This window comes from Peptostreptococcus sp. D1, from assembly GCF_900112955.1.
In the GTDB taxonomy this organism is placed as follows: Bacteria; Bacillota; Clostridia; order Peptostreptococcales; family Peptostreptococcaceae; genus Peptostreptococcus.
On the sequence record NZ_FONP01000009.1, the window covers coordinates 22,915 to 36,157 of the forward strand.

Below are 13,243 nucleotides of genomic sequence, written 5' to 3' on the forward strand. Positions count from 1 at the left end.
TATAATATTTAAATAATTTCAATATAACAAATAAATTTAAATCCAAAGCGTTTCGATAAAATAAAAAAGTCACAATATATTATAACAGCATCCAAAAATCATATCAGCAATCCGACAGAGTTGAAATTGAAATACTGACACATATATAATGTGACTTTTATATTATCGTATTATTTGTAGATTTATCTCACAATAGTGAATCTAAATCATTTTTATAATTTTGACAATCTCTCTTCAATTGTTTTTAATATTTCTTCATATTTTTCTTTTTTCGCCTTTTCTTCTTCTATTAGTTTTTCAGGCGCCTTACCCATAAATCCAGGATTATTTAGCTTTCCTTCTACTCTCTTTATCTCAGAAATCGCCTTTTCTTTTTCCTTGGATAATCTTTCTCTCTCTTTTTCAAAATCCACTAATTCATCAAGAGGAATAAATATCTCTACACCATCAATAACTATTGCTACTGCATCTTCAGGTATCCCAGCTTTTACATCCTTTATTTCTACAGCTGAAGCAAATGCTAATGCCTTAAAGTACTCCTGACCATCTTCCATTGCAGATTTTTTATCTGAAGAAGGAACAATTATTATCTTTGCTTTTTTTGAAGGTGGAACATCCATTTCTGTCCTTACATTTCTGACATTTCTAATGGCTTCCATTATCAAGTTCATTTTTTCTTCTTCACTTTCCATATTGTCTTCTTCACTGTATCTAGGGTATTCAGCAGTTATTATTAATCCATCAACAGCTGGAAGATAAGAGTATATTTCCTCTGTAATAAACGGAATAAATGGATGTAGAAGCTTCAATACCTTTTCAAGCACATATGTTAATGTGTAAAGTGCCGCTCTCTTGGCATCCCTATCCTCCCCATACAGCCTTGGTTTAACAATTTCAATATACCAATCACAATATTCAGACCAAGTAAACTCATATGCCTTTTGAAGTGCAATACCTAGTTCAAATTTATCCATATTGTCAGTTACTTCGCCAACTATTCTATTGGCTCTGGAGATTATCCATTTATCCGCCAAAGTTAAAGCCTTTGAAATTGCATTTCTATCAAGATTTTCTAGTAAAGCTTCGTCTTCCAAATTCATAAATACAAATCTAGATGCATTCCACAATTTATTGTTGAAGTTACGAGCGAACTCAACTCTTTCCATATAAAATCTCATATCGTTACCAGGTGAATTTCCTGTTGCAAGAGTAAATCTCAAAGCATCAGCTCCAAATTCATCGATTATATCTAGAGGATTTATACCATTTCCAAGTGACTTCGACATCTTTCTACCCTGCGAATCTCTAACCAAGCCGTGAACTAATACATGCTCAAATGGCTTTTCATTCATGCAGAACATACCACTAAACGCCATTCTTACAACCCAGAAAAAGATTATGTCATATCCAGTAACAAGCACTGATGTTGGATAGTAGTAATCCAATTCCGGAGTTTTTTCAGGCCAACCTAACACTTCAAAGGGCCATAATCCTGATGAAAACCAAGTATCAAGAACATCATCATCTTGCTTGAAATGTGTAGAATTGCACTTTGGACAAGATGTAGGTGCACTTTCTGAAACCACTACTTCCCCACAATCTTGACAATAGTATGCCGGAATTTGGTGTCCCCACCACAGCTGCCTAGATACGCACCAATCTCTGATATTATCTAACCACTGAAGATAAGTCTTATCAAATTTTTCAGGAACAAATTTTAGCTCTTGGCTCTTTAGTATTTCTATTGCTGGCTTCGAAAGCTCATCCATCCTTACAAACCATTGTAGAGATAGTCTAGGCTCTATTACAGTATGACATCTATAGCAAGCTCCAACAGCATGGTCATGCTTTTCAACCTTCAATAAATAGCCGGCTTTATCAAGGTCATTTACCAGTGCTTTTCTACATTCATATCTATCCATTCCTTCATATTTTCCAGCAAGCTCGTTCATCGTCGCATTATCATGCATTACGTTGATTTCTTCAAGTCCATGTCTTTTACCTACTTCAAAATCATTTGGATCATGAGCTGGAGTCATTTTTACTGCTCCAGTTCCAAATTCTTTGTCTACATACTCATCTGCAACTATTGGAAGCTCTCTTCCAACCAATGGCAATATGGCAACCCTTCCAACAAGATGTGCATATCTTTCATCATCTGGATGAACAGCAATACCAGAATCTCCTAACATTGTTTCAGGTCTAGTAGTCGCTATTTCAAGATATTCATCACTATCCTTTATTGGATACTTGATATGCCAGAAAAAGCCTTCCATATCCTCATGCTCTACTTCTGCATCCGAAAGTGTAGTCAAGCAATCTGGACACCAGTTTATTATTCTGTTTCCTCTATATATGTGACCTTCTTCATATAATTTAACGAAAAATTTAGTAACGGCTTTGTTGCATCCAGCATCCATCGTAAATCTTTCCTTCTCCCAATCACAAGATGCACCAAGCTTCTTCACCTGATTTACTATTTTCCCGCCAAATTCATCCTTCCATTCCCAGGCTTTTTTCAAAAATTCATCTCTACCAACCTCGTACTTTGTTTTTCCTGTTTCCTGTTTAATTCTGTCAACAACCTTTACTTCTGTAGCTATTGATGCGTGATCTGTACCTGGAATCCATAGTGACTCGTAGCCATCCATTCTCTTCCATCTTATAAGTATATCCTGAAGCGTATCATCAAGTGCATGTCCCATATGTAATTGACCCGTAATATTTGGTGGTGGCATCACTATCGTAAACGGTTTTTTATCCTTATTGATACTCGATTTAAAGCATCCCTTTTCTTCCCAATCTCTATAAATCCTTTCTTCAAAATCTTTAGGATTGTAGTTTTTTGCTAAATTCTTACTCATAATATACCTCCTACTTGTTATAATTTCACAAATAAATATTAATATATCTATCTGATAGTTTTGTATTTTCTTATATTTCATAAAAATACAAAGCTATAAAAAAAGAACACTCCATCCAAAAGGACGAAATGCTCGCGTTACCACCTTAATTTCGGAAAAATTTCCGACACTCAAAATTTTTAACGTAATTACACGTATCGTACTACACAGCTAAACTACAGGGTTTAATCTTCATACGATCTGCTCAAAAGCTACCTTCAATGCACCCTCAATAAAAACCTCTCACCCATAGTCTTCTCTCTGAAATCTACTGCACATCTACTCCTCTTCATCAAAGCATTTGACAAATATATTCACTATAGTGTAAATGATTATATAACAAAAAATAATAAAATGCAACATAAAATTTATATTTTTACAATATTACGAATATTCATGATAAATTTTTCCGATAAACTGCGATACATTTAATATATATAATCTATAAAATGACCTATTTTATTCGTAATTCAATGTTTATTTTGACGGTCATATATGTTATACTTGTTAGGAAATGGTTTATATACAGAGTAAAATTCATAACGTTCTTTACTTGATTTTTATAGACCTATTTTATGTGTTTTATTTTGTGTAATTTATATATTATATTAAGTATAAATTGTGATATTTTTGGAGGTATTTATGAGCTTAAAAGGTATTTTTACTGTAATAGCAAAAGTTCGAAGAGATGTATTTACAGAAGTTGCAAAATTTGCATATGAAGGAGATAACGACTACAATAAATTGGAAAATATTCCATACAAAATAATTTCCGGTGAAATAGCAACCGTTAGAGAAAGTATATTTTTGGAAAGAGCCATAGTAGGCGAGAGAGTAAGATTGGCGATGGGTATGCCACTTAGGAAAATAAATGAACACGCACCCTTGTCTACTGGTATCGATGAAAAATCGGTGAGCAATATTATACACAAACCACCATTTGTAAATATTATAAAATTTGCGTGTAATTCATGTCCAGACAATGTATACAAAACCTCTGATATGTGTAGAGGCTGCTTGGCGAGACCTTGCATCGAAGTATGTCCAAAGAATGCAGTATCAATGGTAAATGGAAAGTCCTTTATAGATCAAGAAAAATGCATAAAATGTGGAAGATGTAAATCTGTTTGCCCTTACTCAGCTATTATAAAAATGGAAAGACCATGTGCCGTTTCCTGTGGTATGGATGCAATAAAATCCGATGAATTTGGAAGAGCTACCATAGATTATGAAAAATGCGTTTCTTGTGGCGTGTGCATCTCATCCTGTCCATTCGGTGCAATAGCTGATAAAACTCAGATTTATCAATTGATTCAAGAAATAAAATCCGGAAGCAAGGTAATTGCCGAAATAGCACCTGCTTTCGTAGGTCAATTTGGACCAAAGGTAACTCCAGAAAAATTGAAAGCCGCTCTTATTGAGCTAGGATTTTTTGATGTCGTAGAAGTCGCAATAGGAGCAGATCTATGTACAATAGAGGAGGCCGAAGATTATTTATCAAAAGTACCTGATAAGCTTGAATTTATGGCAACCTCTTGTTGTCCTTCTTGGTCAGTAATGGCGAAGAAGCAATTCCCTGAATTCAAAGACAATATATCTATGGCGATGACTCCTATGGTATTTACCGCAAGATTTATTAAGCAAAAACATGAAGATGCAAAGGTTGCATTCATAGGTCCATGTGTGTCAAAAAAATTGGAGGCAACTAGAAATTCTGTAAAAAGCCATGTTGACTATGTCTTGACCTTTGAAGAAGTCATGGGTATGTTCGAAGCGAAGGACATACAATTAGAAGAAATAGAGCCTGCAAAGGATATGAACTATGGTACTGCTGCAGGTAGAGGATTTGCAGTGTCTGGAGGAGTTGTAAATGCAGTTGTAGATGTAATAAAAAAAATAGATCCAGAAAGAGAGGTTCCTGTAGACAGTGCTGATGGACTAAAAGAATGTAGGAATATGTTATTGCTTGCCAAGGCTGGAAAAAGAAAGGGCTATTTGCTAGAAGGAATGGCTTGCCCTGGAGGATGTGTAGCTGGAACTGGTACTATTCAGCCAGTAAGCAAGAGTGCAGCTACTGTAAATGTCTATAAAAAGAAAGCTCCTCTTCAGGTTGCCAACGAAAGTAAATTTTCTCATGTTCTGGCAAATCTTGATGATTCTTGGTATGACGATTGGAATATCGAAAAATAAATAAAATCATAAAACGACATTCACAAATTGCTGTTAAATGTAAAAAGGCTCGTTACACATAGTTTTTATAACAAAACTGACTGTACGAGCTTTTTTATATTTATTTTTTATTTACGATTTTTAAATTGCTCTAATTTTATATAACCTTTGTTGTAAAGTCTTCTATATTCCACACCTCATTTACCACATCATTATAGAATTCAGGTTCATGACTAACCAACAAAACAGTTCCTTTAAATTCCTTTATCGCTTTTTTCAACTCATCCTTTGCAGCTACATCTAGATGATTGGTAGGCTCGTCAAGCACAAGAAAATTTATATTTTTTAGCATTATCTTACATAATCTAACCTTTGCAGCCTCCCCTCCAGATAAAACCTTCATCTGACTTGTAATATGCTCATTTGAAAGTCCACATTTTGCCAGAGCACGTCTGACATCAATATTATCCAAGCCTGGATATTCATTCCAAACCTCTTCCAGAGCAGTATTTGTATTTTCATGTGAGCTCTCTTGTTCGAAATAGCCTACCTCTAAATAATCTCCCAATGATACAGATCCATTATAAGGCTTAACAATTCCCAGCAGGGTTTTAAGCAAAGTGGATTTCCCTATTCCATTCATGCCCTTTAATGCGATTCTATTTCCTTTCTCAAGCCTAAAATTAAGCGGCTTTGTAAGTGGCTCTCCATATCCTAAAACTAGATCCTTTGTTTCGAATACAACCTTTCCACTGGCTCTTGCATCCCTAAACAAAAAAGATGGTTTAATTTTCTCTCGTCTTTTTTCCAAAATTTCCATTTTATCTAGCTGCTTCTGTCTAGAATTAGCCATACCTCTCGTCGCAACCCTCGCTTTATTTCTGGCGATGAAATCTTCAAGCTTCCTTCTTTCTTCAACTTGCCTTTCGTATGCCTGATCCTCCTGACGCTTTTTTATTTCATTTAGCCTTTCAAATTCGTCATAATTCCCTTTATATCTGTTTAATTCACCATTTTCTAGATGATACACCACATTACAAGTATTATTGATAAAATCAATGTCATGAGAAACCAATACAAATGCATTCTCGTATTCTTGAAGATATTTTACCAGCCAATTAATATGCTCTTCATCCAGAAAATTTGTCGGTTCATCCAAAACTAAAATAGTGGGATTTTCAAGAAGTAATTTTGTCAAAAGCACCTTTGTCCTCTGACCTCCTGACAAATCAGAAACTTCCCTATCTAATCCAATTTCTCCAAGCCCAAGGCCATTCGCCACCTCCTGAATTTTTGCATCAATTGTATAAAATCCGCTGTGTTCAAGTACTGTCTGAATATCAGCCGTATCCTCAAGATACTTTGCCATCTCCTTGTCTGAAGCCGCCGCCATTTTGTCGTATATTTCAAGCATTTCCTTTTCAAGCTCAAACATATGTTTAAAGGCAGCTCTTAATATATCTCTTATAGTTTTTCCCTTTTCCAAAACAGTGTGCTGATCCAAATATCCAACTTTGACTCTATTTGACCATTTAATCGTACCAGCATCTGGCATTAGCTTCATGGTAATAATATTTAGAAAGCTTGACTTTCCCTCACCATTTGGACCAACTAACGCTATATGCTCGCCTTTTCTTATTCTAAATGAAACATCTTCCAAAATCGTTCTCGCACCATATCCGTGGCTAACATTTTCTACTACTAGCATTTTTGCCTCCCTTATATAAACTAGCGTCAAAAAAATACATACGCATATATAATATTATAAATTGCTAATTAGTTCAAGTATATATTGTATTCAACTTCGTTTTAATGATATAATATTTAAGAAGTAAGGAGGTTACAAATAATGAAAAAAGAAAATCCTGAAGATAATAAAATTAGAAGAAGAGTTGTATCTTCCAATAAAAAAAATAACAGCTCTTCAAATGATAATACATCTTTTGATAAAAATAATTTGAAGTTGCCTTCCGAAAGACAGAAAGAGAAAAATCAGAGAAAATCAAAATCTCCAAGTCAAGGAAGCCCAACTAGAAAAAGCACGAAAAGTTCAAATACCTCTTCAAAAACTAGAGCAGTCAATGCTTCTCAAAATGAAAGCAGTGGTGTGAAAAGCCTACTAGATTCTCGTAAAAATAATGATAATAAAAAGAGCACTAAAACACCATCAAAGGCTGCAAAACGCAAAATGAGAAGTAAAAGAAAAAAGAAGATAATAGGAACATTCATAGCACTGCTTATAATTACCTTCGCAAGTGTTTTGGGATTTGTATTTGCCTCGCTTAAGGATGTTAAGCCTGTAAACGAGGCATTGTTGGACAAGCTCACTCATCAAACAACTACTATTAAGTATGCAAACGGCGAAACCATGTCAACAGCGCCAACACTTTACAAAAAATCACCTGTGCCACTTAGTGACATTTCACCATATCTTAGAAAAGCAATAGTTTCTATAGAAGATGAGCGTTTTTACTCACATGGTGGTGTTGACTACTGGGGTCTTGGACGTTCAATTGTAAAGACGCTATTGGGTAGAACTCAGGGTGGCAGTACTATCACCATGCAGGTATCCAAGGTGTTGCTGACAAGTAGTGATCAGACCTTTAGTAGAAAGATTAAAGATATTTACTATGCCCTTGAAATGAGTAAGACAATAAGCAAAGACAAGATACTTGAAATATATCTAAACAACTACTTTGTCGGCAAGGGGCTTGTAGGAGCTGAATCCGGTGCCATGGGATATTTTGACAAGCATTCAAAGGATCTGACTCTTGGTGAGGCAGCGATGTTGGCTGGGGTAACAAGAAACCCATCAAAGTATGCACCTTACATAACAGCAAGAATTACTGGAAATGAAACTAAGAATGATCTTGATCATAAATTATTATATTTCCAAGCGAGCGACGGATTACAAGCTGCAAATAAGGTCGAAAAGGATATGATAGAAAAGCTTTATGAATGGGATCTTGTGGACAGCGATACCTATAAACAATTAAAAAGCGGAGACTTGGTTTTCAGAAAAGCAATCAACAATCCTGATGCAAAAGCCCGTCAAGAAATTGTCTTGGCTAAAATGAAAGAGCTTAACGTCATTTCTGATAAAGAATACGTCACTGCACTGAAGGAAAATATTAACATTAGATTTCCAGATTCGAGCGAAAAAATAGCAAACTCTGTTGAGAGTTTAATAGAATACGATGTCATCGATGCATTGATGGAGCAAGGTAAGACAGAGGAAGAAGCTAGAAATATGTATTACAATGGTGGATTGATAATTAACACGACAATAGATCCAAAGATACAGCAATCAATTGAAGAAGAATACGAAAAAAACTCTAACTTTCCTAACCACAAGATTACTTCTAGCGGTCTAAGTCAGCCGCAGTCTGCATCGGTTATAATAGACTATAAAACTGGTAATATAAAGGGATTAATAGGTGGACGTAACATCAAAGCAAGAAAAACATTGAATAGAGCTATTACTCCTTATCAGCCTGGTTCTGCAATAAAACCTCTTTCCGTATATACAGCTGCAATTGATACTCAAAAGGTTACTCAATCTACATTGATTTCCGATGTAAGAGGCGGCTACAGATTTAGTGAGAATAGAGCTGATAACCCAGAAACTACTACTCAAGGATATGGTTCAATGTCAATAAGACATGGTCTCGCATTATCATCAAATACAATAGCATATAAGGTTGGCGAATTACTCGGACCAACATATGACGATACAATTGATGTGATGATGGATTATCTGAGAAACTTTGGATTAACTACCATCTTGGATTTCAAGGAAGAAAATAAGGCAGGCTTACAGAGATCTGACCGTCACTTTAACTCATTAGTTCTTGGAGGTCTTACAAAGGGTGTTACTCCTTTACAAATGGCAGCAGCATTTGGAACTTTGGCAAATGGTGGAGTATATGTTGAACCTGAAATATTCACTACAATAACTACTTACAACGGTGAAATGATAATAAAAAATACGCCTAAAACTCACAAGGTAGTAGATCCAGAAGTGTCGTACGTGCTTACAGATATGCTCAAAGCGGTAATCACTGAAGGTATTGGTCAAAATGCGTCACTTTACTCTGGAATACCTGTAGCAGGCAAAACCGGCTCTACAAATAACTATTTGGACACTTGGTTTGTAGGATACACACCTTATTATGTAGGATCAACTTACATAGGTGACGATGCCGGTACAAAAAATGAGGATGGAACTACTATGAAGAGAAGAGCAATTGAAGGTGGAGGCTCCATGTCAGCAGCAAAGCTATGGGGAAAAATAATGAACAAGGTTCACCAAAACTTAGAATACAAGAATTTTGTCAAGCCTGACAAAGTTTATATGACTACTATTAACCCAATAGATGGTGGAAGATCGTCCTATGGTGTATTGGCAGCATTTATTGAAGGTACTTCGCCTGATAGATATAGTTATTATGTACAGCCTACAAGAAAAAGTACGACTCAAGGAGCAACAGATCAAACTGACTCTGGCTCAAGCTCTGGAACAGGCACAGGAACAGGTACTGGTACTGGAACTAGCTCAAGAGGCTCTGGATCATATGGGCAAGGCTATAATACTCAGCAAAACTACAACTCTCAGAGAAATTACAATCAAGGAACATATAACCAAGTAACAGGAAATTAATAATCAAACAAAGGGACTGATTCAAATTTGAGACAGTCCCTTATTTTTCGATTATTAATTTCTATTTTTTTGAATAAAATAAATTTGAATAAAATAAAGCCATATATCTGTAAAAATAACTTTATTCATCTGCCATTCAAACCATCCACCATCATACATAGACATATTAGTATAGCCAGCATCATACATTACTAGGAAGGGAAAATATCATTTTCTCAAAATATTTAATGATTATCTCCCACTTCTATTTGCAAATTCAATATTTAACTTATTTCCTTTTATTTTTCTATTTTTCATCTTCAATATTATTGTCTTTGCTTTGCTTTTATCTACATCAACAAAGGTATATTTATCATAAACATCTATATTACCTATATGCTTTCCTCTCACGCCTGTCTCACCTGCAATAGATCCAAGTATATCCTTAGCTTGAATTTTTTGGTTTCTACCTACATTTAAGAATAGCCTAGCCATATCCCTTGAGTTATTGAAATTTCTGGATTTTCCATTTGAAGTGCCTCTTCTTTCACCTCTACGATCAAAATATGATCTTTCTTCCTTAATTTCTTGCTTTTCCTCGTCTCCAATGCTGTTTTTGACTATTGCTGCACATAAATCAATAATTGAATAGTCTTCTTCATTTAAAAATTCTTCAACCCATTGTAATTGCTTTGAAAATTTACCTTCTTCAAGAGTCTCCTTAACATCAGCAAAGAATTGGCTTACTTTCTTTTGCTCCACATCGTCAACAGTCGGAATTGAATGCTTCAATATCTTCGACCTTGTATATCTCTCTATATCCTTTAATTTTCTCATTTCTCTTCCGAAAACAAAAGAAAATGCAATACCCTCTCTACCAGCTCTGCCAGTTCTACCTATTCTGTGAACATAGTACTCTTCATCCTGTGGCAGCTCATAATTGATAACACACTCCACATCATCTATATCAATCCCTCTAGCAGCAACATCCGTAGCTACAAGAATATCTATTGTAGAAGACCTGAATTTATCCATAACTATATCTCTTTGTGCCTGCTTCATGTCACCATGAAGAGAATCAGCCCCATAGCCTCTCGCTTGTAGATCTGAAACCAGCTCGTCTGCACCTTTTTTTGTGTTAGTAAATACCACAGATAGCTTTGGATTGTATACATCAATTAATCTTGTTAGCACTTCTAAGCGATTCGAATTTCTTGTCTCTATATAGAATTGCTTGATATTGGATACTGTAAGCTCTTTTCTAACTACCTTTATATTGACAGGAGCCTTCTGATACTTAGCAGTCAAATCCAAAATTGATTTGGGCATAGTAGCTGAGAATAAAACTGTCTGTCTGTCTTCTGGGATATTGCTCAATATAGTCTCAATATCTTCTCTGAATCCCATGTCTAGCATTTCATCTGCCTCATCTAGAACTACTGTATTGACACATTGAACCTTTAAAGTTCTTCTATTGATATGATCTATTACTCTTCCTGGTGTACCAACTACAACTTGTACTCCACCCTTTAATGCTTTAATCTGTCTATCTATTGGTTGACCACCATATATTGGCAATGTCTTTATTCCAGTAGAATACTTAGCCAGCTTCCTTATTTCCTCTGATACCTGAATCGCGAGCTCCCTTGTAGGACAAAGTATTATCACCTGCAAGCGCCTATCTGAAGGATCTACCTTATTCAATAGGGGTATACCAAAAGCCGCAGTCTTACCTGTACCAGTTTGCGCTTGCCCTATTAAATCATGCCCCTCCAGAAACACAGGAATGGCCTTTCCTTGAATTGGAGAAGGTTGCTCATACCCCAAAGCTTCTATCGCTTTTTTAATTCTTTCATTTATTTGTAGCTCATTAAAACTTGTTATTTCCATAAATTTTCCTTTCTAAATATACATCCCTTTATTATACTTCTTATGAATATAAATTGCAAGTAATACAAAAATCACGATAGTAATATATTTCATCAGATATATATCTTTTTACATTTTTATAAATGTATTTTTGTTCATCAGTCATATGCAAATATCTAATTTTTTTAAATTCCAAATATTTTTTGAACAAAAAAGAGAGCTCCTACCTTTTGATACGAGAAGCTCTCTGAAACGAAGGAAAATCATCTCCCTTTCAATTTTTTTGTATATACTACATTTAATTATTTTTCATTGTTCGTAAGCTTTTAAATTCCTTTACAAGCATAAGTACAATTATTAAAGTTAATAAAGTGTCTATCGCAAACGAGCCGTAATAAATTGATCCTATCCCGAAAAGTTTAGGTAAGATAATCATAAGCGGAATATACAAAAATACCTGTCTTCCAATACCAATCATCATAGCCGGTTTCGGCTTTTTAATAGCAGGGAAAAACGTCATTGCCGTAAGTACCAGACAAAGCATAGGAAGAATTAAAATGATAACCCGAAAATAATTCAAATTTGTTATACTAAATTCCCCTGTAGGAAGCATTAAATGAAGTACAAACTCCGGTGCAATTATTGATATAAGCCACATCGGAAGTATAAGTACAAAGGCAACGGCTGAAAATAGCTTGTAAAATCCGATTACTCTGTCCATTTTTCTTGCCCCGTAATTAATTCCGACAGCAGGCTGTAAGGCTCTCATAAGACCGTAAATCGGTGTCATTAAAAGGTTTAAAATTCTAAATACCATTCCATAGAATGATACATCCGATGTAGTTCCGAATGTATTTAGAGCTTTTAGAATAATTATCCCCTGAATAACTGTCATAATGGTCATAATAAATGATGGCATACCGATATTTACAATTTCTTTAATAATACTCTTATCAAAATATATTTTCATTTCATCGGTTTCAAAGCTCGCTTTTTTTCTTTTGCAATAGATGAAAAATAACAAGCAGTAAACAAACATTGCAACATTAGTTCCCCAAGCTGCACCCCTAACTCCCATATTTAAAGCGGCCATAAAGAGATAATTAAATACAATATTAACAACCATTCCTATACCCATCATAATTGCCGCTGTTTTCATCTTCCCTTCTGCTCTGACAATCATATTATATGCAAGACCACCTATCCAGAATATAGCTCCGAAAAGAGTTACACTGTAGTATTCTCTTGCATAAGCTAAGTTATCTCCTCTTGCTCCGATTAAATTAAGCAAGGGATTCATAAATAAAAATCCAAATATCACAGTGGATATACTCAAAAGTACAATAAGGGTGTTAGTGTTTCCCAATATCCTTTTTTGTACTTCTTTGTTATTTTCTCCTATCAAAATACTAAGATAAGAGCCTGCTCCAGTTCCGGCTAAAGACCCCAAGCCAAGAGCTATCTGAGTTAAGGGATAAACTATAGATACTCCAGCAAGAGCTTCTTCTCCGACAAGTCTTCCTACAAATACCGCATCAAGGACGGTATTTAGCCCGTATAAAAACATAGCAATAACCGCAGGAAGAGAAAGCTTAAGACAAGTTTTCAACATTTTATCATTAAGTATCATCGTCTTCTCTTTTGTTGCTTCCATATTTACTAA

General features: G+C 35.1%; 6 protein-coding genes and 1 other annotated feature. Of the genes, 2 read left to right on the plus strand and 4 right to left on the minus strand.

The window, feature by feature from the left end; translation table 11 throughout:
• Positions 1–212: 212 nt before the first annotated feature.
• Positions 213–2,864, minus strand: a complete 2,652-nt coding sequence (locus BM120_RS07365; RefSeq protein WP_177187399.1) for a valine--tRNA ligase — start codon at positions 2,862–2,864, stop codon at positions 213–215.
• 116 nt (positions 2,865–2,980) lie between these two features.
• Positions 2,981–3,208, minus strand: a binding site (T-box leader).
• Between the two features lie 337 nt (positions 3,209–3,545).
• Here BM120_RS07365 and BM120_RS07370 point away from each other — a divergent pair.
• Entirely contained in the window at positions 3,546–5,093 is a 1,548-nt protein-coding gene (locus BM120_RS07370; RefSeq protein WP_091994534.1) for a 4Fe-4S dicluster domain-containing protein, read from the plus strand.
• Between the two features lie 136 nt (positions 5,094–5,229).
• Here BM120_RS07370 and BM120_RS07375 read toward each other — a convergent pair whose 3' ends face one another.
• Entirely contained in the window at positions 5,230–6,780 is a 1,551-nt protein-coding gene (locus BM120_RS07375) for an ABC-F family ATP-binding cassette domain-containing protein (RefSeq protein WP_091994536.1), read from the minus strand.
• A gap of 141 nt (positions 6,781–6,921) precedes the next feature.
• Between BM120_RS07375 and BM120_RS07380 the strand changes: the two genes are divergently transcribed.
• A complete protein-coding gene (locus BM120_RS07380; RefSeq protein ID WP_091994537.1) occupies positions 6,922–9,732 on the plus strand; it encodes a transglycosylase domain-containing protein in 2,811 nt (936 codons plus the stop codon).
• A 231-nt stretch (positions 9,733–9,963) separates the two neighbouring features.
• Here the strand turns inward: BM120_RS07380 and BM120_RS07385 are convergent, their stop codons facing one another.
• A complete protein-coding gene (locus tag BM120_RS07385; RefSeq protein ID WP_091994539.1) occupies positions 9,964–11,601 on the minus strand; it encodes a DEAD/DEAH box helicase in 1,638 nt (545 codons plus the stop codon).
• Positions 11,602–11,878: 277 nt separating this feature from the next.
• A complete protein-coding gene (locus BM120_RS07390; RefSeq protein WP_091994541.1) occupies positions 11,879–13,234 on the minus strand; it encodes an MATE family efflux transporter in 1,356 nt (451 codons plus the stop codon).
• Between the last annotated feature and the right edge of the window lie 9 nt (positions 13,235–13,243).

Coding starts and splice junctions, on each gene's coding strand:
- BM120_RS07365 (WP_177187399.1), bottom strand. CDS start 2,864: ATGAGTAAGAATTTAGCAAAAAACTACAATCCTAAAGATTTTGAAGAA.
- BM120_RS07370 (WP_091994534.1), top strand. CDS start 3,546: ATGAGCTTAAAAGGTATTTTTACTGTAATAGCAAAAGTTCGAAGAGAT.
- BM120_RS07375 (WP_091994536.1), bottom strand. CDS start 6,780: ATGCTAGTAGTAGAAAATGTTAGCCACGGATATGGTGCGAGAACGATT.
- BM120_RS07380 (WP_091994537.1), top strand. CDS start 6,922: ATGAAAAAAGAAAATCCTGAAGATAATAAAATTAGAAGAAGAGTTGTA.
- BM120_RS07385 (WP_091994539.1), bottom strand. CDS start 11,601: ATGGAAATAACAAGTTTTAATGAGCTACAAATAAATGAAAGAATTAAA.
- BM120_RS07390 (WP_091994541.1), bottom strand. CDS start 13,234: ATGGAAGCAACAAAAGAGAAGACGATGATACTTAATGATAAAATGTTG.